The 23541-nt window shown below is 48.9% G+C and carries 15 protein-coding genes and 3 pseudogenes; 5 read left to right on the plus strand and 13 right to left on the minus strand.

Features of this window, described 5'->3' with window-relative positions:
* Positions 1–204 precede the first annotated feature (204 nt).
* Both gabP and B9L21_RS09410 read left to right on the plus strand, forming a co-directional pair.
* Positions 205–1602: a GABA permease gene (gene gabP / locus B9L21_RS09405; protein ID WP_172796427.1), complete on the plus strand. Its 1398-nt coding sequence runs from the start codon at positions 205–207 to the stop codon at positions 1600–1602.
* 210 nt (positions 1603–1812) lie between these two features.
* On the plus strand, positions 1813–2121 hold the full coding sequence (locus B9L21_RS09410) for a hypothetical protein (protein ID WP_063166155.1): 309 nt from the start codon (positions 1813–1815) through the stop codon (positions 2119–2121).
* A 146-nt stretch (positions 2122–2267) separates the two neighbouring features.
* Here B9L21_RS09410 and B9L21_RS09415 read toward each other — a convergent pair whose 3' ends face one another.
* On the minus strand, positions 2268–3692 hold the full coding sequence (locus B9L21_RS09415) for a site-specific DNA-methyltransferase (protein WP_063167366.1): 1425 nt from the start codon (positions 3690–3692) through the stop codon (positions 2268–2270).
* A 568-nt stretch (positions 3693–4260) separates the two neighbouring features.
* A complete protein-coding gene (locus tag B9L21_RS09420) occupies positions 4261–8028 on the minus strand; it encodes a bifunctional RecB family nuclease/DEAD/DEAH box helicase (protein ID WP_063166156.1) in 3768 nt (1255 codons plus the stop codon).
* Positions 8029–8431: 403 nt separating this feature from the next.
* On the opposite strand from B9L21_RS09420, the gene B9L21_RS09425 reads away from it, so the two are divergent.
* Positions 8432–9052, plus strand: a complete 621-nt coding sequence (locus B9L21_RS09425) for a hypothetical protein (protein ID WP_413229274.1) — start codon at positions 8432–8434, stop codon at positions 9050–9052.
* A gap of 32 nt (positions 9053–9084) precedes the next feature.
* Here B9L21_RS09425 and B9L21_RS09430 read toward each other — a convergent pair whose 3' ends face one another.
* The 8 genes and pseudogenes from B9L21_RS09430 to B9L21_RS09465 all read right to left on the minus strand — a co-directional run bounded on the left by B9L21_RS09430 (position 9085) and on the right by B9L21_RS09465 (position 18059).
* Positions 9085–10050, minus strand: coding sequence for a siderophore ABC transporter substrate-binding protein (locus tag B9L21_RS09430; RefSeq protein WP_063166157.1), 966 nt, complete (start codon positions 10048–10050; stop codon positions 9085–9087).
* A gap of 385 nt (positions 10051–10435) precedes the next feature.
* Entirely contained in the window at positions 10436–11191 is a 756-nt protein-coding gene (locus tag B9L21_RS09435; RefSeq protein ID WP_063166158.1) for an ABC transporter ATP-binding protein, read from the minus strand.
* Positions 11185–12135, minus strand: a complete 951-nt coding sequence (locus B9L21_RS09440) for an iron chelate uptake ABC transporter family permease subunit (RefSeq protein ID WP_063166159.1) — start codon at positions 12133–12135, stop codon at positions 11185–11187. Before B9L21_RS09440 ends, B9L21_RS09435 begins: the two co-directional genes overlap by 7 nt.
* Entirely contained in the window at positions 12128–13075 is a 948-nt protein-coding gene (locus B9L21_RS09445; protein ID WP_063166160.1) for an ABC transporter permease, read from the minus strand. Before B9L21_RS09445 ends, B9L21_RS09440 begins: the two co-directional genes overlap by 8 nt.
* Before the next feature lie 434 nt (positions 13076–13509).
* Entirely contained in the window at positions 13510–13869 is a 360-nt protein-coding gene (locus B9L21_RS17940; RefSeq protein WP_225995646.1) for a hypothetical protein, read from the minus strand.
* A pseudogene (locus B9L21_RS09455) lies at positions 13826–14381 on the minus strand (aldehyde dehydrogenase family protein); the annotation flags it as partial. The gene B9L21_RS17940 and the pseudogene B9L21_RS09455, both read right to left, overlap by 44 nt.
* 100 nt (positions 14382–14481) lie before the next feature.
* Positions 14482–16203: an assimilatory sulfite reductase (NADPH) hemoprotein subunit gene (gene cysI, locus B9L21_RS09460; protein ID WP_063166161.1), complete on the minus strand. Its 1722-nt coding sequence runs from the start codon at positions 16201–16203 to the stop codon at positions 14482–14484.
* A 26-nt stretch (positions 16204–16229) separates the two neighbouring features.
* Positions 16230–18059, minus strand: a complete 1830-nt coding sequence (locus tag B9L21_RS09465) for an assimilatory sulfite reductase (NADPH) flavoprotein subunit (protein WP_063166162.1) — start codon at positions 18057–18059, stop codon at positions 16230–16232.
* A 239-nt stretch (positions 18060–18298) separates the two neighbouring features.
* On the opposite strand from B9L21_RS09465, the gene B9L21_RS09470 reads away from it, so the two are divergent.
* Entirely contained in the window at positions 18299–19195 is an 897-nt protein-coding gene (locus B9L21_RS09470) for a LysR family transcriptional regulator (RefSeq protein ID WP_063166163.1), read from the plus strand.
* A 30-nt stretch (positions 19196–19225) separates the two neighbouring features.
* On the opposite strand, the pseudogene B9L21_RS09475 reads toward B9L21_RS09470, so the two are convergent.
* Positions 19226–19435 (minus strand): annotated as a pseudogene (locus B9L21_RS09475) (cation transporter); the annotation flags it as partial.
* Positions 19436–19891: 456 nt separating this feature from the next.
* Here B9L21_RS09475 and B9L21_RS17335 point away from each other — a divergent pair.
* Positions 19892–20110 (plus strand): annotated as a pseudogene (locus tag B9L21_RS17335) (IS701 family transposase); the annotation flags it as partial.
* A gap of 917 nt (positions 20111–21027) precedes the next feature.
* Here B9L21_RS17335 and B9L21_RS09485 read toward each other — a convergent pair.
* The gene (locus B9L21_RS09485) at positions 21028–22278 is read right to left on the minus strand and encodes an MFS transporter (RefSeq protein WP_063166166.1); all 1251 of its coding nucleotides are present in this window, start codon (positions 22276–22278) and stop codon (positions 21028–21030) included.
* Positions 22275–23534, minus strand: a complete 1260-nt coding sequence (locus tag B9L21_RS09490; RefSeq protein ID WP_063166167.1) for an ATP-grasp domain-containing protein — start codon at positions 23532–23534, stop codon at positions 22275–22277. The genes B9L21_RS09485 and B9L21_RS09490 overlap by 4 nt, the downstream gene beginning before the upstream one ends.
* Positions 23535–23541: the final 7 nt, after the last annotated feature.

Raw genomic sequence — 23541 nt, forward strand, 5'->3', positions numbered from 1 at the left:
CTCTGTTTCATCCTTGTTAAGAATATTCGCAACTTTACGACCAAACTCCTTCTAAAATGGCAACGTCTATTGACAAATTGTCCAATCGTCCTTTGTTTTTTGTTGGCACTTTGTCTAATGTGGGGGACGGCTCTTCCATATACACTAAAAATAATTATATAATCGGACTATTCCACCAATTCAAACTACTATTCCGAAGGGGGAATGCAGATGAATCATTCCGGTCTGCAAAAAGGATTGAAAGAACGCCATATGGCGATGATCGCCATCGCCGGAGTCATCGGCGCCGGGTTGTTTGTTGGAAGCGGAGCTGTTATCCACTCGACAGGACCGGGGGCCATTGTTTCTTACGCTCTAGCAGGTGCGCTCGTCGTGCTTGTCATGCGGATGCTTGGGGAAATGGCGGCGGCCCGTCCGACGAGCGGATCGTTTGCCGCTTACGCCCATGAAGCGATCGGCCCGTGGGCAGGATTCACGGTTGGGTGGCTGTACTGGTTCTTTTGGGTGATTGTCATTGCGATTGAAGCGAATGCGGGAGCGGCGATCATCCAATATTGGTTTCCTTCCATTCCGTTATGGCTCCTTAGCCTTGTTCTCACCATTTTGATGACGCTTACAAACGTTTGGTCCGTGAAATCTTACGGGGAGTTTGAATATTGGTTCGCCTTCATCAAAGTGGCGAGCATCGTGCTTTTCCTCATTCTTGGCTTAGCGTTCATCTTCGGCCTTGCTCCGGGCAGCGAACCGATTGGGCTGAAAAACTTAACCGGCCACGGCGGATTTATGCCGCATGGCATCGGTTCGATCCTTGTCGGAATCGTCATCGTCATTTTCTCGTTCTTCGGGACAGAAATCGTCACGATCGCCGCCGGAGAATCAGCCGAGCCGCAAGAAGCGGTGTCGAAGGCGACGAAATCGGTGACATGGCGAATTTTAGTCTTCTATATCGGATCGATTGCCGTTGTCGTCACATTGCTGCCGTGGAACTCGGCAAGCGTCTTGAAAAGCCCGTTTGTTGCCGTGTTAGAACATGTCGGCGTCCCTGCGGCCGCCCAAATCATGAACTTTATCGTATTGACTGCCGTTTTGTCCTGCCTCAATTCCGGACTGTACACAACGTCGCGTATGCTTTACTCTCTCGCTGAGAAAGGAGAGGCGCCAAAATCATTTTTACGGCTCAGCAAAAACGGCGTTCCGGTCCGGGCGGTCATCGCCAGCACGCTGTTTGGCTACATCGCCGTCATCATGAACTACGTTTCGCCTGATAAAGTGTTTCTCTTTCTGGTCAACTCTTCCGGAGCGATCGCGCTGCTCGTCTATTTAGTGATTGCCATCTCACAATTGCGCCTGCGGCAAAAGCTTGAACGCGAAAACAGCACCGACTTGAAGATCAAAATGTGGCTGTTTCCATATTTAACGTATTTTACAATTCTCGTCTTGCTCGTCATCCTCGCCTCGATGCTGTTCATTGAATCAATGGTTTCACAGTTGCTGCTAACGCTGCTCATTACCGCCGTCGTCATCGTTTGCTACTTCCTCTTTGTCCGGCGCCATCTTCATCCAAATTATCGGCCGACGGCATCGACGACTATAAAAGAGTAGCGTTCATTATGGCTGAACGAGAATAGCGCCCATCATCGAGGGGCGCTATTCCTTTTGAACAGCCTGTTTCCTCTGCCCGCCCGCAACCACGTCCACACGGACATCCAAAAGTGACAACTTTTCAAACTTCCACCGATCCCTATATACATGGATGATCCCACGTTGTATACTGACATTGAGAATAATTTCACAAACTAGGAGGCCTAAACCATGATTGTCCACGAACTGATGGACATGGAACATTTATTTGCCGAGCAATTGCAGGAAGGTTACTACATCATCCGCGAAACGTACCAAAACGTGCTCATTGAACCAAAAGGCGGCGACGCCGTCCGGCAAGTGGACGCCGGAACCGAAGAAGTCGTCACCCTTTTGTTCGACCCGGGCGATGAATATTCGCTTCTTTGTCTTGATACGTACACGTTTACCGGCGGCATTCCGTCGTTAACCGAGCTGAAAGAAACGATTGCCGCTGAATATGACGTGTTTGTCAACCGTCATCGCGCGGCATCCTTGTAGCCGTTGCCCATAAAGACAGCACCCATAGGGAAAGCCGCGTCCAGTCCGGCTGGAAATGCACTCCCATGACCGCGGCCGAACTAAGGGCGAGAACACGCTGCAAAACTGTTTAGAAAAGGAACCAGCCCGTTCGCCTAGCGAGCGGGCTAGTTTGATTTCCGTTCAATTTGAAACACTTTAAAGCCGATATCGAGCTCCGTCTTCCCTGTGTCCCGTACGAGTTTCTCCCCCGCGCGCCGGATGCGCTCACGGCCGATGTCGCAAATCGTCCGCAATCCGGCTTGATATGCCGCTGACGTTTCCGCCAGCCGTTCAGGAAGCTGCACCATGATGAACGACCGCCGTCCCCCGTCTTCGGCGTTTTGCTGCATGACCGCATGGGCGGTCGTCGCCGAACCGGAAAAAAAGTCGAGGATGACATCATCGTTCTTCGTCGTCAGTGCGATCATACGCTGAATCAGCTTAACCGGCTTCGGGTAATCCATCACCGCCACCCCACCAAACAGCTCCTTCAGCTCCTTTTTCGCCTCCTGCGAATGGGACACCTCGTCATGCGTCCAGATCGTGAGCGGTGTCATCGTCGGTTTCACCTCGTGCAAAAACCGCTTCAGGCGCGGCACCCCGTTTCCGTCCTTGCCAAACCAAATGCGGTTGTCCGCCGCCAATTCGGCAAAGCGCTCTTTCGTCACCCGCCAGCAATACCCATTCGGCGGGGGAACGACCCGGCCGCCCGGGGTCACGATGTCATAAACTTTTTCCGGAATGGGCGGACCGACCGACAAATCGCCGGACGTCCACGGTCCGCGCGGGTCATTGTCCGGGTTGGCATACCGCCCATCCGCTTCCGGATGGCGCGGCAAGCCGTACCAAGCGAGGCGGTCGATATCTTTCGCATAACATAAAATGAAATCATGATTGCGCGAGGCGAACTTGTTCATGTTCACCGGCGAAAACGCCCGCTGCCAAATGAACGTCGCGACAAAATTGCGCTCGCCGAAAATTTCATCGCACATTTTTTTCAAATTCGCCTGTTCCGTATCATCAATAGAAATAAAGATCGCCCCTGTTTCAGCCAACAACGCCTTCGCCGCCCAAAGGCGCGGGTACATCATGTTGAGCCAGCCGGCATGGGCAAGCGCCTCTTCCCGCCCTAAACCTGAAGCGGCGCGTTTTCGCTTGCGCCAATTGTCTTTGTACATCAACGCTTTTCCTGTATTGTAAGGCGGATCAATGTAAATCATCTGCACTTTTCCTTCATGCGAGGAGCGCAAAAGCTTTAACGCTTCCAAATTGTCTCCTTCAATATACCAGTTGTTCGTCGTTTCCCACCGCTTGCTTGCCGCCCGGTCGGGCCGCAGCACTCCCGTGGCGGGCATCTCCGCCAACCGCTTCGCCTCCGCTTTTCCTGGCCACGTAAACTCATACACTTCGTCCTCCGCCTGGCAGCCAAGCGCCTTTTTCAGCCGCTCCCAGTCAATCGCCTCGCCCGCCACCGCCTCCGGAAAAAGCTCCTTAACCAGCTCCAGCCTCGCGCTTGTTGCTTTTTTCGCTCTCCTGCCGCCGTTTGCCATCGCACGCCCCTCCCCCACGCCGCCTTGCTGCGGCGTTTCTTGTCCGCGAAAAAGTGCTCGTGTTTCCATTATTTCGCCATGGCAAACGGTTTTCCTGCCTCCATTTCTAGCCGAAAAACACCCCCGCCTCCTGCGAACGGAAGCGGGGGGTAGAATCCTCTAAACGAGGCTTTCCTCTTTCAAGATATTGAGAATTACACTAAAGAAGAAATGGAAGAATGTTTCAATCCTCTAAACGAGGCCTTCCTCTTTCAAGAGCACCTTCATTTTACCATTGATTTTCTAAGGCGGCAAGAGGCCATTTTGCACACCCCTTCCACCCCCTCGAAAAATAAAATGTGGTTATGTCAACTTGTATGATTGACTAAAAACGTCAACTGTCCAAACTTTTGATAAATCAAGGTCATGTTTCGTTTCGCGAAAGAAAAACTGCCATGCACACCTCCCCCGTTTTTTCACCGTTTTTGGATCGTGCACCGCGCAAAATGCGCGGGAGCGATCCAAACGGTTGGGCGGGGAAGGCGGCATGGCAGCTCGAGCAGTCAGCGGCTGCGCTATTCCCTTTTCCTTACTGGCTGCGGGAAGCCACCTGATCGAACACGCGGCAACCGACTCGATACATGTGCAAGACGGCACCGTCAACAACGAACGTTCGGGCTTCTCCGTGCTTTGATGCATAGTGCTCAAGACTCAACATAAAGTTGACCCCTTCGCGATACTCGTCGTTATCTAACACGTGCAGCGAGGGGGACAGCAGATGGCGGGAAAGGAAAAGAATCGTCTTTTTTCGCGCGCGTGTGAGCGAGACGTTCAATCGGTTGAGGCTGTAGATGAACTCCCCTTCCATCGCGGCCAGTTCCGGGTCGGCGACGCCGTAGCTGATGATCGCCGCTTCTGCCTCTTGCCCCTGCATTTTGTCGACCGTATCGACGAAAAACGGCGAGCGCAGCCCTTCGCGTTCAAGCGCACGGCGGATGGCGCGGATCTGCGCCCGGTGCGGTGAGATGATAAACAAGCCGCGGCGCCAAAACGCCTTGTCGCCGTCTGGCGTATCGTGATATCGTTTTCCGTCGTCATCAAGCAGCCGCTCCCGAAGCGTTTTCGTTACACTCGCCACCCAACGCGCTTCCGCCTCGTTTTCTTGCGCACCGTACACGCCGTCATACGTGCAGACGACAAGCGGATAGTCAGGATCGATCGCCGCTTCCACCCATTCATCGGCAGTTGGAGCGTCGACGAGCGCCAGCGTTTGTTCGGCAATTTGGCGGGTGAACGCCGTATAGTCACGTCCATAAATCCGATCGGCCGGGTAGCGGCAAAGCGCCTCATTCATACGGAAATTGTCCGTCAATTGGCGGGTATACCGCTTCTCGACATCGGCGTCAAACAACAGGCGGAAAATCGAGTCGAACAAGTGCGGCTCCCCTTCGCCGGCCGCATACGTCCCTTGAATGATCGGCGGCAGCTGGAAATGGTCGCCGACGATAAGCAGCCTGCCTGCTTTTTTGACATGGCGTAACGCCAACAGTGAATCGGCCACGCGGACTTGCGACGCCTCATCAAGGACGACGACGTCAAACCCTTCTATATAGCCTTTTTCGTATGCCCTTTGAATGCCGTACAGCGTGGCGCCAAGCACCCGATGGCCGCCGCTGCCAAACCATCCGAGAAGGTCACGGTCCGCCACCTCGGCGATTCCTTTGGCGTTTTCCGTCTGAATCTCACCAAGTTTCGCGATATGGACGCTGCGCCGCGGCGCAAGCTCCTGAATTTTGCGCAGAACGTTTTCGATCGCCGCGTGAGTGAAGCCGGAGATGAGAATGGCAAGCCTCCGCCCCTGATGTTCGTAAATCGCCATAAGCAACTGAAGAGCGGCGGCGATAAAGTGCGTTTTTCCAGTGCCAGGCGGCCCCCAGACGAGTGTCAACGTATGGCGGAGAAAGTGGAGAAACGCCTGGCGCTGGCTTTTCGTCAGCCCGCTTTGGCGGAGGAGCGCCTTCACCTCCTCTACATCCCAGTTGGGACGAAACGTTTTCCGATAGCGAATCGGATCGCGAATCAAGTCCAAGATGCGATGATTTTCCTGATCCAACTGTTGCAACGCCTGCAAGACGCGCCGGGTGGTAAAATCGGCATGCCGGATCGACAGCCGATACTCCTCTCCTTCCACAAGCGGGAACCGGTCGAGCCATTTGGGCAACTCGAGCTCGAGTTCAGCTGTCTTGCCATCATCTTCGATGGCGCGAATGCGGGTAAAGTACAAATTGGCCCATTGGGGCGGCTTCCATTCGCTGGAATACTTATAATCTGGAAACGCCTGTTGCGCCTTTTCCCCTTCCTCATTGCACTCCGTCAAAAGCCAGCTCGCCCTTTGATCGATCGCTTCAAGCGCCTGGCGGTTGTTCAATCGGAACCGATCGCCGCCAAGGTACGTGACATGAAGCGTCACTCCGTTCTCAAGCCGCTCCGAAAGCGGGAGCAGGCGGCTTCGGCGAATTTCCAAGTAGTTTAATAGCGCCTCGTAGCGCGCCATAAACGCCAGCTTGGACACAAGCGGATCACGGTAATCAGCCAGATCGGGAAAAGCAAATTTTTCCGGCCAGACCATAAGTGGCGAAGGATCGACGCTCTCGGCCCACGCACGGATTCCTTGAATGATGCTGTGAGCGGCCCAAAGACGCCGGCTTAGCTCCTTCTCGACCGCTTTTCGTTTTTCCTCGTCCCCCGTTTGCCAGGCGTCGTGCAGCACATCCAGTTTCATGGCGTTTGTCAAACGAAATGAAAAACGCTCACTCGCCGAGTACAGAAACGGCGAATCATTGTAGGCCGCAATATATCGCGACAAGTCTTCAAGACGGTACGCGACATGCGCCGGCAAGGCGAACAGCTGGCTCACGGCCGTTGTCAGGACAACGACAGGAAGCGGAACCATTTCGCTTGGGTGGTCGCTGGCACTTGCTAATGAGCTGCTATGAAAATAAGACAGCAACCGAACGGCTTTTTCTTGATATTCTGGATCGAACAAAAGCTCTTGAAGCAACTGTTGCACATTGTCCCATTCATAGTTGTCGACGACATACGCCTGCACGGACTTTTGCGCCCGCCACTCTCGCTCTCGGTTGTAATCGTGCACCGTATGAAGCAGGCGGTCCAGCGCATCGGCCAGCTTTCGGCCAACCTCGTCGCATTCCTCAAACGAACCGGCGATAACATGATGCATTTCTGATCCCGTTCCAAACACATCTGTTCCACCAACACGGTACAACGATGCCGCCGCAATCTTCCCCGTCAACGGATCGCGTTGCGCGGTGAGAATCAGACGGATGTCTTCCCATATCGGCATATGCGTCACCGCCTGGTCATACGGAACGACCTTTTCCTCCGCAATCGCCTCAAGCTGCGCTTCAAGCCGCCGAAGTTGGCGCGCCAGCCCGGCGTTTTGTTTCAGCACATGCCTGTTTTCTTGACGTTCAAGAAATTGGCGAAACTCACCGATCGTCTCAGGCAGCTGCCGCTCACGGATGAAGCGGGACGTGTAGTTCGATAAGTACGGAACGAGGGAAATATGCGACTGTTTCCGCGCTTTGTCGAAACAGTAATCATAGAACGGGCACCATTCACAGCGATAATCCAAATGCCAAAACAGCTCATCAAGTTGCTTCCCAGCCAGCGCCGTCAGTTCGCCAGCCAAAAACTGTTCGAGATACGGGAGCAACTGGCTGATATCCGCTGCTTGCGGCTGCTCGGTTTTGTACGTCCATACCCCCGCTTCGCGCCAATCCACATTGCCCCTAATGCCGTGCTCCTCTAAAACGGAAGACAAAATCAAGGCGTACAACGCCGTTTGCACGCGGTGGGAAAGCTTCAACACGTCTGATGATTTGATGTCGATGATGCGAAACACAAAGCCGTTTTGTCCCGGTATGCACTCAATCAAATCCGGGCGGCACGCCGCAAAATGGATGTCGTCCCGATCCAACCCGTACCGTTCGTAAAAGCGCGGCGGCGCGATCAATGTCGGCTGATACAAATATCGCTTGCTCGGCCGCTTCAACTCGCGGATCGTTTCCTCGCCATCCAAATAGCAGTGGGAAATCGGTGCGCCAGGCTCTCGCTTCCCCATCTGCACTTGGCCGGCCAAATAGGTCGTAATCACTTCCTCTTCCCACTCAACCCCTCGGCGCAGCACGCTCTGATGCACCGCGGGCCGCTCAAACAGCTCTTCCGGCACATCGAGCTCGCCGCGCCGCTCTTTCGCCAACGACTGAAAATAAAAATTCCGCTCGCACTCATGATAAAAATAGCTTGCGATTTTGGCAGGAGAAACGTAAAGCATACATCGATCCCTTTCTAAAACGTACTGGCCGATGCCCGCACTGAGATTTGTCAGTTTGTTTATCCATTGTATCATATGTTTGTACGCTTTCCTATATACACCATTCCTGCTTGTCTAACAAGAACATATGTGCTATAATGAAGGAAATTAAGATGAAAGAGGGGCCAACATGAGCGAAGAGATCCTCTTGCAACTGTTCGACCGGCTCGGTCATATCGAAAACACGTTGCATCTCCTCGTCGAAAGCCACAAACGGCTGGAAGCGGAACAACAAGAAATGCGAAAAGAGCAGCAGGAGATCCGAAGAGAACAGCAAGAAATACGGAAAGAGCAGCAGGAGATCCGAAGAGAACAACAGGAAATGCGGAAAGAGCAGCAGGAGATCCGAAGAGAACAGCAAGAAATGCGAAAAGAACAGCAGGAGATCCGAAGAGAACAACAGGAAATGCGGAAAGAGCAGCAGGAGATCCGAAGAGAACAGCAAGAAATGCGAAAAGAACAGCAGGAGATCCGAAGAGAACAGCAAGAAATGCGCAAAGAGCAGCAGGAGATCCGAAGAGAACAGCAAGAAATGCGAAAAGAACAGCAGGAGATCCGAAGAGAACAGCAAGAAATGCGAAAAGAACAGCAGGAGATCCGAAGAGAACAGCAAGAAATGCGGAAAGAACAAGAAGAATTCCGACTCATCCAGCAAGCTCTCCTTGAAGGCCAAAAGCGGTTGGAAGAAGAACAAGCCCATATCAAAGCCGGCCAAAAAGAGCTGTATGACTTGATGTCTGCCCTGCTTCACCGCCAGGATGAAACCGACGCTGCACTTGAAGCCCTCGCCATGGACGTGCATAAACTTCACGGTGAAGTCTCTTCCATCCATCAAAGGCTCGACTCCTTAGAGAAAAAGGTTGACGCCCATGTCCAATCATTCACCGACGAGCTGAACAACGCAAAGCTTGATATCGCCTTCCTCTCAAACAAAGTCATCGAACACGAACGGGACATCTATAAAATAAAACAGGTCATTTTATGAATACAGGCGGGCCGTCTAAGCCCGCCTGTTCCTCATTTCAATCCTTCTTCTACTTGTTTGATCATTTCTGATACCGATGTCAGACCGCCCCCCGACAAATACCAATAATTCGGGTCCAAGTACACAATATGGCCGTTTTGATATGCCTTCGTCTTTTTCACGAGCGCGTTTTCAATCGTTTGTTTCGCTGTCGGTTTTCCTTCGACAACGGCGTCACGGTCAATGACAAACAAGTAATCCGGATTTTGCTCGGCAATGTATTCAAACGACACGTTTTGCCCGTGCGGTGTATCCGCTTTTAAATTCGGGTCAACGGCCTGGACGCCAAGCACATCATGGATAATCCCAAAGCGTGACCCTTTTCCATATGCACTCACTTTCCCACCGGTCGTTAAAATGATCAACGCTTTTTTGTCGCCTGCTTTCGCTTTTACGGAGTCAATTTGTTTTTGGATATTCTCCAATTCTGCAGCGACTTCGTCTTTCTTATCAAAGATTTGCCCCAATAATCTCATGTTACTGGAAAAAGAATCAAGATAGTTTTTCGTATCAACAGCCATGTACACCGTCGGTGCAATTTCGCTCAACTTATCATACAGCTTGGCTTGACGTCCGGAAATAAAGATGACATCCGGCTGAATTTCACTTAATTTTTCAAAGTCCGGTTCCTGTAAACTCCCGACGTTTTCATAGCCACCGCTTTTATATTTTTCCAAATACGATGGCACGTTCATTTGCGGCAAGCCCGTCACGTTTACCCCTAAGCGATCAAGTGTATCGAGCACGCCAAAATCAAACACAACGACTTTTTCTGGATTTTTCTTCACTTTCACCTCGCCAAGTTCATGACTGACAGTGATCTCTTCGACTTGAACTGTTTTTTCCTCGTTGTTGTTATTGCTCGTATTGCCGCTTGCCTTTTCACTGTTGCCGTTTCCGCAAGCCGCTAATACAACAAGAAGCAAGGCAACAACAACCGATAACCACCGCTTTTTCATCAGCTTTTCCCCCCATTTGTATGATGATCGACATAATCAATATGTTGACAGCTTTTTCTCCTGCTTAGCCAGGGGCGCCCAATCTTGCCTAAGCAAATGCAAAAGCTGAATCAACCATAAGAATCTAGAAGGCCGGTGATGAAAGGAGCAAGTCGCTTTACTGCCTTGTTTCTCAAATGGAGAAACTTTGCGGCATCGGCTTCTCATTTCACGCGATCTAACGTCAGCTAGGAGTGATCGTTGTTTTTCACCAGCCTTGTTGAAAACCATGCACGTCATGCCGACAATGAAACGGGCGCACAGTCCGCCACGTTATGGATCACACAAGCTACATCTCGTCCGAATAAGTCTTCTAGCCATATTCGCGCCATTGCAATGACTGGTCTTAAAAATATACACAAATGCGTCTGTTCTCAATCGTTTGGATATGAACATCCATATCGTAAATGCCACGCAGTACTTGGCTGCGCATCATGGTGGATACATCGCCTTCGGAAACGACTTTTCCATCCTTTAAGGCAACGATGTAATCGGAATAACAGGAAGCGAAATTGATATCATGCATGACGATAACAATCGTCTTATCCAGCTGATCCACTAAGTTGCGCAACACTTTCATCATTTGCACCGAATGTTTCATATCTAAATTGTTTAGCGGCTCATCTAAAAAGATGTAATCCGTATCTTGCGCAAGCACCATGGCAATATACGCCCGCTGCCGCTGTCCGCCGCTCAATTCGTCGAGATAGCGGTGCTGTAGGTCATTAAGCTCCATGTAGTGAATGGCTTCGCGCACATATTCGTTATCTTGGCGCGTCAGTCGGCCGCGCGAGTACGGAAATCGGCCGAATGAAACGAGTTCCTTCACTGTCAGACGAGCGGCAATATGGTTTGACTGCTTTAAAATCGAAATCTTTTTCGCTAGTTCCTCTGTCCGATAATGGCTGATTTCTTTTCCATCGATCCATACTTCACCGCTATCTTTTGGAATGAGGCGGCTCATGATGGAAAGCAATGTGCTTTTTCCCGCTCCATTCGGACCAATCAGCGATGTCAATTGACGCCGGGGAATCGAAAGCGACACTTGATCAACGACTTTTTTTCCGCCGTATCGTTTCGATACTTCTTTTACTTCTACCATGCTTTTCGCTCCTTTAACAACAGATATAGGAAATATGCTCCACCTACCATATTGATAATGACGGACAATGTCGTCGAAAACGTGAACACCCGCTCAACTACCCATTGACCACTGACAAGAGCGATAACACCAAACAACGCCGCCCCTACGAACAAATACCGATGTTCATACGTTTGAAAAAACGCGTAAGCGACGTTCGCAACAATCAACCCGAAAAACATGACTGGTCCAACAAGCGCCGTCGATACGGAAACGAGCACGGCGATAATCATCAACATCCGCTTGACAACCGTCTCATAGGAGACGCCTAAGTTAATCGCGTGATCTTTTCCGAGTGACAATACGTCGAGCTCGGGAAGATGCCGGTATGTGTACCATATAGCAATCACAATGACAATGCCAGCCGGCCAAAGCAACTCGGTTTTCATATTGTTGAAACTAGCAAACATTCGGTCTTGGATAATCGAAAATTCATTCGGGTCAATCAAATATTGCATAAACGATGTCACACTTTGAAAAAACGTCCCCAGAATCATCCCGGCAAGCAGGATGAAATACACCGTCTGCCCTTCCCGCCGAAAGAGGAAAGAATAGAGAAGAATCGAAAAGCCAATCATGCTCCCAGCGGAAAGGAGAAAATGCACCGTATCGTTCATCATCGTCAATGTCGTCGACCCGAACAAAAACACAATCGCTGTCTGAATTAACATGTACACAGAATCAAGTCCAATAATGCTTGGCGTTAAAATCCGGTTGTTCGTTATCGTTTGAAACAAAACGGTTGAAATCGCTCCCGCCCAGCCAACGAGCACCATCGCCGTCACTTTTTCACCGCGGGAGCGTAAAATATATTCAATGTTGCCGCGCAGCTCAGTAAGCAAGAACAACGCAATAAAAGCTAAGGCCAGTACAACGAGCACTGCTGTTTTCATCCGGTTAGACATATTGCTTCGTTCTCCTTATAAGCAAATATAAAAAGATGCCGCTCCCGATCACCCCTACTGTTAAGCCGATCGGAATCTCATATGGATAAATGACAATCCGACCGAGCAAATCGCAAACAAGTACGAACAACGCCCCAGCAAGCGCAGTTACCGGTAATACTTTGCGTAAATGATCGCCATAATACATTGACACAATATTCGGAATGATCAACCCTAAAAACGGCAGAGAGCCGACCGTCAACACTTCAATCGATGAAATGATCGCAACAATGATCAGTCCTGTATACACAATCGATCGGTAACGAAGCCCTAAATTCGTGGCCATCTCTTCTCCCATGCCTGCGATGGTAAACCGATTGGCATACGCGTAAGCGACCACCATAAGCGGGACGCTAATGTATAACATCTCATAGCGTCCTTGCATCATAACCGAAAAATCGCCTTGTAGCCAAGCGGACAGCGATTGGATCAAATCATATTTATACGCCAAAAACGTTGTCACCGAGCCGACGATATTCCCAAACATGAGACCGACAAGCGGAATAAACACCGAATCTTTATATTTGACACGATCTAACACCGTCATGAACAACAGTGTTCCAACAAATGCAAACAAAACAGCAACAGCGGCCTTGACGATGGGCGCAGCCGAAGCGAACAAAATCATGGACACTAATAGCCCAAGCCGAGCCCAGTCCATCGTTCCTGCCGTCGTCGGCGACACGAACTTGTTTTGGCTAAGCTGTTGCATAATTAAGCCGCAAATGCTGACGCTCGCCCCAGCGATGATGATGCTGACGAGCCGCGGCAGCCGGCTGATCAAGAAAATTTCCCACGCATCACGATCCCTCTCCCACAGCTCACGGGGCGATAAATCATGTACCCCGACAAATAAGGAAAGAAGCGATAATCCAAAAAGCAACAACACCCATTTTTTCATCGTCCTCATCCTACCGTTTGTCTTCTTTTATCTGCGCTCATCCCATCCGTCCAACCGTTCCATAAAAACTAAATGAAGCGACAACCGAGCGCGATTTGACTATGTATCCTTTTTCTTTCTGTTGTCCAACCTCTCGCCGAAGCATTCAACCACGCTTGGCTTCTTAGCTCCCATTTTTCTACCTCTCAACTAAGCATGTAGAAACCAATACGTCGACAAATTATTTTGAAATAGATAATCATTATCACCAACACAGATTTATTCTAATTGATAAAAATTATCATTGTCAATATATTTGATGGTTTTTTTCATTTTCTCATTTTTTTCTCATTTCGAATGCTCCTCACCACGAAAACAGGCAGGCCCACCTCGGCCTGCCTGATCGCTCACAGAGCATGATATAGGATTGAGATAGAGAATGACATTCCCCCTTGCTATATGCCATTGGCCAGATCGATCTGCATCGTCAGCAGAGCATAGCTTAACGTTTTGCCGTGCGGATCAAGGGCCAGCGAAGTGGTGACACCACCATCGAGTGCGTTGTGGCAAACAAACTGCAGCGCTGCAATGTTAGGAAGCTCGTAGCGAACGATCTCTCCTTTCACAATGTCGCACAAATGATCCTTCACTTTTCTGTAAAGCAAAAAACAGCTGTTCTGAAAGGCTGCTTTCTTCAAGAGAAACAAAGCATTCTCCTCCTGCCTATATAAAAAAGGGCCCCGCTGCATGGAGACCCCTTTGGCTGCTTTCTTACCCTTTGACAAAGACGGTTTTGATGGCAGTGAAAAATTCAATGGCCGCCCGTCCTTGTTCCCGCGAATGGGAGCTCGATTGCTTCATGCCGCCAAATGGCGCCTGAAGCTCGACGCCAGCGCTTTCTTCGTTAATCCGCACGAGCCCGGCTTCAATATCTTGGATAAACGTTAACATTTTTTCCAATATTTCGGGTGAAAATCGAGGCGCTGAGGCCAAACGGCGTGTCATTGGCTAAAGCTATCGCTTCTTCAAACGTGTCCACTTTGATTAAGGCGAGCACCGGTCCGAAAATTTCCTCGCGGGCGATCGTCGTGTTTGGGGATACATTTTCAAGCACCGTCGGCTCCACATAAAATCCGTTGGCCAACTCCCCGTCGTCCAAGCGGCGGCCGCCACAAAGCAATGTCGCTCCCTCTTCGATCCCTTTTTCGATATAAGAAAGAACCGTCTCTAATTGCTTTTGGCTGGCACATGGCCCCATCCACACGCCTTCTTCCAGTTCGTTGCCGATTTTCAGCTGTTTGATCTTCGCTAACACTTGTTTTTTAAATTCAGATTCATTCAATGGCATTTACCATCTTGACAGAGAAGCGACAAAAAACCGGCCTCCCCAACACAAGAGAGACCGGTTCGAATGAAACCGCATCAGTTTAATCGTGAAAATTCGTCCCATCCGTCACTTCTTTAACGATGCCGGCGCGGATGACGAAGTCGCCGAAATGTTCGCCGTCAAGCCGCTCTTTGGCATAGCGGGACAAAAGGACGCGCAGTTCGCGCAAAATGTCTTCTTCGCCGATGTTTTCGCGGTACAGTTTGCCAAGGCGCGTGCCGTTGAAGGCGGCGCCGAGGTACATGTTGTATTTGCCGACCGCTTTGCCGACAAAGGCAATTTCGGCAAGCACATGGCGGGCGCAGCCGTTCGGACAGCCCGTCATGCGGATCGTGATTTCTTCGTCGCGCAAGCCGTTTTCATCGATGATTTCCTCGATTTTATCGAGCAGTTTCGGCAAGTACCGCTCCGCTTCCGCCATCGCGAGGCCGCATGTCGGCAGCGCGACACAGGCGAGCGCGTTGCGGCGCAAGGCGGTGTACCGACGTCCGTCGGTCAGGCCGTACTTGGCGATCAGCGCCTCGATTTCCGGTTTTTTCTCGCTCGTGACGTTGGCGATCACTAAGTTTTGGTTTGCTGTCAGCCGGAAATCGCCGGTATGAACGTTGGCGATTTCGCGCAGGCCAGTCATCAGCTTGTAATCGTCGTAGTCTTTGACGCGGCCGCCTTCGACAAACAGTGTGAAATGCCACGTTCCGTTGACGCCTTCGACCCAGCCGTAACGGTCGCCGTTATGCTCGAAATGGTACGGGCGCGCTTCGCCGAGCTTCCAACCGAGGCGGCGTTCAATTTCCTCTTTCACGACTTCAAGGCCAAGCCGGTCGATCGTGTATTTGAAGCGGGCGTTTTTGCGCGACGAGCGGTTGCCATAGTCGCGCTGAACGGTCATAATTTTTTCCGCCACCTCAACGACTTGATCCGGCGTGCAGAAGCCGATCACTTTAGCAAGCTGCGGGTACGTCGTTTTGTCGCCGTGGGTCATCCCCATGCCCCCGCCGATGGCGACGTTAAATCCGGCGAGCTTGCCGTCTTCCACGATGGCGATCAACCCGATATCTTGTGAGAATACATCGACATCATTGGACGGCGGGACGGCGATACCGATTTTAAATTTCCGCGGCAAGTACGTCGGACCGTAAATCGGTTCTTCCTCGCCGTCGACTTGCGGCGTGCCAGCTACTTTTTCTTCATCCAGCCAAATTTCATAATACGCCCGTGTCCGCGGCAACAAATGGTCGCTTAACAGTTTCGCCCATTCATACACTTCCGCATGCACTTCCGACTGGTATGGGTTCGGATTGCACATGACGTTCCGGTTGACGTCACCGCAGGCAGCGAGCGTTGTCATGAGCGCGCCGTTAATGGCTTGCATCGTTTTTTTCACGTTCCATTTCAGGACGCCGTGCAATTGGAACGCTTGGCGCGTCGTTAATTTTAACGTGCCGTTCGCGTACTTGCGGGCGATTTCGTCCATGACAAGCCACTGCTCCGGCGTCGCCACCCCGCCCGGTGTGCGGACGCGAATCATGAACTGGTACGCCGGCTCCAATTTTTGTTTTTGCCGCTCGGTGCGGACATCACGGTCGTCTTGCAAGTAGCTGCCGTGAAACTTCATCAGCCGGTTGTCATCATCCGGGATGCCGCCGCTGATCGGGTCTTCCATCGTTTCGGCGAGCGTGCCGCGCAAGTAATGGCTTTCCTGTTTAATGCGCTCGACATCGCTTGGCGGTCCGTCCGGCGCTTTTAACACGACTTTCGCCATTTCCGATTCCACTCCTTCTTTAGAGATTAATAGACGTCGCGTTGGTACCGTTTTTGTTTTTGCATTTCCGTCAAATACGCTTCTGCTTGTTCGCGGCTCATGCCGCCTTCTTTTTCAATAAGATCAATGAGCGTCTGGTGGACGTCGCGCGCCATGTGCTGCTTGTCGCCGCAAATGTAGACGACGGCGCCTTCCTCGAGCCAGCCGAACAGCTCTTTGCTTCGTTCAAGCATCCGGTGCTGGACGTATACTTTTTTCTCCGTATCGCGCGAGAAAGCGACATCCATTCTTGTCAGCACACCGCTTTTCAGCCAGGCGAGCCATTCCGTTTGATACAGGAAGTCAGTCACAAAATGCTGGTCGCCAAAGAAAAGCCATGATTTTCCGTTCGCTCCTGTCGCCTCGCGCTCTTGCATAAAGGCGCGGAACGGCGCCACCCCCGTGCCCGGTCCGACCATAATGATCGGCGTCGACGGATCTTTCGGCAGCTTGAAGTTCGGATTCGGTTGAATAAAGACCGGGAGCGTATCACCGATGTGAATGCGCTCGGCGCAAAACGTCGAGCACACCCCTTTGCGCAGGCGGCCGTAAGACTCATAACGAACCGCACCGATCGTCAAATGCACCTCGTCCGGATACGCAGCTAAGCTGCTCGCGATCGAATACAGGCGCGGCGGCATTTTTCGCAAAATGGAAATGACTTGTTGCGGCGCAGCGTCCCACGAGCCAAAATCGCGCAGGGCATCGAGCAAGTCGCGGCCTTTGGCGTATTCTTTTAATTTCGCCTCATTGCCCGGAGCAACAAGCTCTTGAAGCGCGCTGTTTTTCGATAACGGCGCCAGTTTTTGCAGCAGTGCTTTCGTCAAAACGGTGATTTCAAAATGGGACGTGAGCGCTTCTTTCAGCGACCGCACTTCTCCGTCCTTGTCAATCGTCACTGTTTCTTCCGGGTTCCATTTCATTTCTTGGATGACAAGGTCAACAAGCTCTGGATCGTTTTTCGGGAAAATGCCAAGCGCATCGCCCGGCTCATATTTCAAACCCGATCCTTCGAGCGACAATTCGAGATGGCGCGTTTCTTTATTCGATCCGCGGCCGTTTAAGTTAATGTTTTCCAACACCTCAGCTAGGAACGGGTTTTTCCGCGAATAGACGACGGCAGGCTCAGCTTTCGGCGCCGCAGCCACAGCCGACAAGAGCGGAGTTGTTCCACCGTTGGCATTGGCTTGTTTGCTCAACTCGCCAAGCACGCCATCGAGCCATTTCGCCGCTGCTTCCTCGTAATCGACATCGCAATCGACGCGTGGATAAAACCGCGTTCCGCCAAGCTCCTCCAACCGCTTATCGAAATCTTTCCCCGTCTGGCAAAAATGCTCGTACGACGTATCGCCGAGCGCGAGGACGGAGAAACGGAGATGATCCAGTTTTGGCGCCCGCTTGCTGTGAAGAAATTCGTAAAACGACACCGCGTTGTCCGGCGGATCGCCTTCCCCATGCGTGCTCACGACGATGAGCAGCGTCTCGACTTTCTTCAATTCATTCGGCTTAAAGTCAAGCATGGACGACACTTTCGCCTCGAATCCGCGCTCCTTGAGCGCCTTGCCGGCTTTTTCAGCCAACTTTTGCGCGTTGCCGGTTTGTGAACCGTAAAGAACAGTCACTTCTTTCGAAACCGGCTTGCCACCCCCGGCAAACAGCGTCGGCGCCTCGGCATCGAGAACGCTCACCGCGGTCTCGGCTGCGGCCAAATACCCGCTCAGCCACAGCTTTTGCGACGGCGTCAACGTCGGCAACAAACGGTTCAGGAGCTCGATCTGCTCCTGACTAAACGGACTGTTAGTGACTTGCAGCTGCAACGTGTCCACCCCTCAATATAAAATAGAATGATGGCGGAATTTCTTTCTGAACTTTTATCGGTGTGGCCGCCAAACATCCATTATTCCTATAAAACAAGTAGGCTTTAAATGTTATATCATATTTACACTTTACCGCAAAACAAAACATTAGTAAAATAAATATAAATTATTAAAACTATTAATATTTCTAATCAATATCTACGCTTGGATGAAGCCATCACGGGCAGGGGGGAATGAGTATGTATTATGACGAATTAAAAACGTTTATTACGTTGGCAGAAGTGAAAAATTTCACAAAAACAGCTGAAATCCTCCACCTCTCCCAGCCGAGTGTCAGTTTGCACATTAAAAATTTAGAAAAGGAGTTTCAAACCAAACTGTTCATCCGTTCCCCGAAACGGCTGCGCATGACGCCAACCGGTGAACTTCTGTATGACCGCGCCAAACAAATGATGGCGCTTTATGAACAGACGAAACAAGACATTTTAGAGCATCACCACTCGGTGAAAGGCGAATTAAAAATCGGCGCCAGCTTTACGATCGGGGAGTATATTTTGCCGCCGTTTTTGCTCGACTTCCAACAGCGCTACCCGGAACTCGAACTTGAGGTGATGATCGGCAACACAAAAGAAATCGTCGAACTCGTCCGCTCGTACCAAGTGGATATCGGCTTGATCGAAGGACAAACGAACGAAAAAGAACTGTCCGTTCACCCGTTCATGCAGGACGAACTTGTCATCGTTGCTTCAAACTGCCACGAATTGGCACAAAAAGAGGAAGTGACGATCACCGATTTGCAAAATGAAGCATGGGTAGCACGCGAAATCGGTTCCGGCACACGCGAATACTTCAACCACTTCATCCGCTCAAACGGATTAAAGGTGAAATCGCTCATGATCATCAGCAGCAACCAAGGCATTAAAGAAATGTTAATCAACGGCAACGCCTTGTCCTTGTTGTCGCGCAGCGTCGTCGCCCGCGACATCGAGCACGGCCACCTGTCCATCGTTCGCCTGAAGCACCCGCCGTTTTACCGGATGCTTTCTTATATTTATTCGCCGGTTATGGAAAACAAACAAAGCGTCCGCATTTTCCTTGAAACGTTGCAAACCAACTGGACGGGCGCCAACAAATAACAGAAGGGCGCGGTCATCGATGACCCGCCCTCACACTTCCATCTCTCCATGACGAATGTGCGGCATTTCGATTTGAATCGTCGCATGGCGAATGTGAAAGCGCGTTTCGACCAAATCAATCGCCCGCTGCAAAACCGCCTGTCCATCGCATCCTTCCTCAATGAGCAAATGGCAGCTTAACGAATCAAGCCCCGAGGTGATCGTCCAAATATGCAAATCGTGGACATCGATCACCCCATCAGTGATCTATTGATTTGTATCAAATTATTCTTATGTTTATTAATCATTGATTTTAAGCCAATTTCGAAGCTTATCCAATCTATAAAATCTAACAAAAATCATTGATTTCTATTAAAAATGTGGTCAAAATGTGGTCACGTGGTCAAGAAGGCCGGAGTCTTACTCCGCCTTCTTTTTTTCAGAAGTCCTGCTTACACAACACCTCATGCTACACGCAATATTCGTTCTTGGAGTATTTCTCTGGCTTTCCAAAAAAATTACTTCAAGGTAATCGGACAGATACTTATGTCGAAAAATTAATCTGAATTTATATAACCAAGAAATATTTTTTGATATTTTTGAATATTACACTTATTTTATTTGCTAATCACACTCTTTCTTCTTATTACTGTAGATGAGCAAATTCACTAACATAAATTGACAACCAAACAAAAAAGGAGACATGAACCCGACTCCTTGGTTAAAATAGATGTGCTAACCAACCATTCACAAGGAGGTTCATGTCTCATGAATAGATTAGCACATCATCAAGGAATCCACAAGTTTTTCTTCGCATTGGGGTTGGCATTGCATTTCTCGAAGCCGGTTCTGAAGCATCTCGTTCATATCGTCGATGCCTTGACCACCAAGGGATTCTCGGGAACGCTGACGGATCTCCATCACTGGAGTTTTCATTTTATAACGCCGCGAAGCAAGAGATTCCCATTGATGTGATCAAAAAACAGCTCCATGTCGCCTAAGGGGTTCCCTGTTTGTCTCTCTAACCATGGAAATTATTGTAATGAAAAATGCTCATCTACAGCTTATTATTTTTTTGCTAACAAAGTCATTATAATACAGTTCATAATATGCTAAATTTCCGCAAAAATAACACTTGCAACGACTATATGTTTTTTGTACATGAGGAATGTGAAGTAACTTTAATCCCTCTCTTATATGTTTTTGACAAACAAATATCATAAATTATCCCCCCCGATTAAATACACACTAATGGATTACTCCAATTTCCTCATAATTCATTACCGGCTAATAGAGATACACTTTATTCTTAGGAATGTAAGGGGATGTCAGCCGTACCATACTTCATTAGGAACTGTCATATGAAAGCATTGGTTCATCAGGTTCGCATACACGTTGTAGGGAAGATTACGCTCATCTTTTCCTTATATTTCCGTACCGTATCAACCACAAACCTTCTTCGATCATGACGAAAGCCTGTTTATTACAAAATAAAAGTGTAAAGATTTGCAGAGAATTGGATTTGTGCCAACTTTACATGAAGAAGTGGGCGTGATAGCCTCGCTGGGCGAAGCCAACCATTGATATTGCTGGCTTTTTGGCTTGATAGTCACGCCTACAGAGACTCCATGTCAAGTTGCAATTCTTTGCACTTCCTTTTGCAAAACTCTATATTTTTTCTTTTCCAAAAACATACGAGCCACAATCTTTGGAAACACACTGATCCCTTGTTTACTAAGTTTTTGCCTATAACAACCTATGTGAAAAACGACTATCGAGTTGAAGTTTTTTGGAAGTCATCATCCCACAAAACGTTGAACCCCTAGCACGAGGTAAAATCTCGCTGTTTCGTTTTAATTTATATCAATCTCCGTAGAAATATTTTTTCGTTGATATGGTTTGCAAGCAAACACCCAAATAATCGCTACAATTCCTCCCTGCACAGCATAGATCCAGCGATAACTGAGTATCTCCCCAAGGAAGCCCATTGCTATATATACAACAAGTGATATGACGGAAAAAAAGGTATTAAAAGTAGAATAAACTCTTCCTTGATAATCAAGTTCGGTACTTTTCAGAGCCTCAGTTAAATACATAATTCTCGTTTGAAAAGTGATACCGATAAGAAAATAGCCCAGAACTGCCATCCACATATTTTGAGACAAGGAAAAAAATATAAGGCTAAACGCCAAAGACAATAAACCCAAATGCATTAATGGCTTATCCCCGTATATACGCGAGACAATCGGTAAAACCAATCCCCCGATTAGTGCTCCAACACCAAAGGAAGCATCGATAAACCCGAATCCATTTGTTCCAACCTTTAATTCATTAAGTGCAAAAGGGGCGATAATCACATTAATGGTGCGAAGAATCACAATAAACAGGAGAACCATTAGATATTTAGGAATGATTTCTCGATGGAATCGTATATACGTGATTCCATCGTTCAACTCACCCCAAAATTTCGTCCATGCTCCACCTTTATCAGTTATTCTGGCTGGTCTTATCACTTCTCTTCTCATAGCCAACAAGCAGAACGCCGAAAATATGAATGTACTGGCGTTCAAGATCATGATGACCATAGGAGAAGAGTAAGTAATGATCAATCCGGCCGCGCTTGCACCAATCAATCCACCGATTTGGTTTGCGATCGAACTGAAGGAGTTCGCTGAAAGGAGCATTTCTTTTGGAATAACCTCACGAATCAGTGCCATCGTGGAAGGATTATACACTTGGTCACCCAGCGCAACGAAAAAAGCCATCGCATACAAATGCCATGGTTGAAGCTGTCCCAGCCACCAAAAAATAGGTATAGCAAGCACAATAACAGCTCGAAAAAGATCCATATAAACTGATAGCAACCTACGGTCCCATCGATCGACAAATACACCGATAAACGGTGACAACAAGATACCAGGAATAGCAGCACAAACAAGAACAACAGCAACTGAAAAACTTGCTCCGGTTAACTTTATTGCCAACCAGCTATTAGCAATAAACTGCATCCCCGTACCAAACATCGAGACTGTCGTACCGATAAAGTAAAATAGGAACGGTCGTTGGCGCAATATCTCAAATCTTTCGCGTATAAGTTCATTCATAAAGAGTCATCACCAATCTGATCGTTTACTTCTACTACTATTTGATTTAATAATTGATCTACAATTCTATTTGCAGCCGTTGCATCGTCTGCAACAACCACTAAATCGCCTATCCAGTCATCATTTGATGTTGGATATCGTACCTGATCGCCTATTTTGACTTTCCATTGAAATTTCTCGACAAACTGGCAACCTTCAATTAATTCCATACCTTTCAATACGCAAATCTTCCCTGTTTTTGGTGCAGTGAAATGATATACACTTGCACCTTTTTTCCATTTTGGCGTCAAATCAGGTTTTTCACCAACAAACATCTTGATAGTTTCACGAATAGGGTCTATTCCCGTCGCTTTATAAATCAGTTGCGGGACAATACCACCAGCTAATCTAGGATTTATCTCTACAAGATAGGGACCTCTCTTGGTAAGAATGAGTTCTGTGTGACACGGACCGAAATCATATCCAATCGTTCCAAGAAGATGTCTTACGTAGTTAGTAATTTCTTTGGAATTTTTAATTTCAACAGGAAAACTTGCTCCTACCTCTACAAAATAAGGATAACCCGTTAGCTTTCGATCGGTAATTCCTAAAACGTGGTGATCACCGTTCATGGAGAAAGTTTCGACACTAACTAAGTGACCTTCCAAATACTCCTCTATCAAAAAATCGGACGAGCGCTTCAGTCCACGATTGTTATCAAGGTTTAGTCTGTTTTTTTCGTACATCTCTTCCAATTCGGATTTATTGTAAACAATTCTCACGTTTCTACTTCCTGTGTTGTCCACTGGTTTAAACACACATGGATAGCCTATTTGTTCAGCAAGAAAATAGGCTTCCTCCAAACTATTTCCACTTCCCCATCGTGGGACAGGAATTCCATTTTCGGAGCATACCTGTCTAGTGATATGTTTGAGACGCGCTGTCTTTACAGCTTTAGGATTACATGCAGGCAGACCTAATCTTTTTGCAACCTCAGCTACAATTGGTGCGTAAAATTCACTGAAGCTTAATATTCCGTCAAAAGGGTGTTGCATTTTAAATTGCTTTAAGTATTGCAATAATTCATCTGGCTCATTTGTTGGACATTCTTTGATACGGTCTGCGTACCGTAATGGATGATCGTCTAATCTCCTTCCCTTCATATAGTGTTCAAGATTTGCTGTCACAAACGTCACGCTATAACCAAGTTCCTTTGCGATGCTTATAGCTTCAATCCCGTTTCCTGGATTACTCTCAACAAATACAATATGCTTCAACTCAAAT

The organism is Geobacillus uzenensis (genome assembly GCF_002217665.1).
Taxonomy (GTDB): Bacteria; Bacillota; Bacilli; order Bacillales; family Anoxybacillaceae; genus Geobacillus; species Geobacillus subterraneus.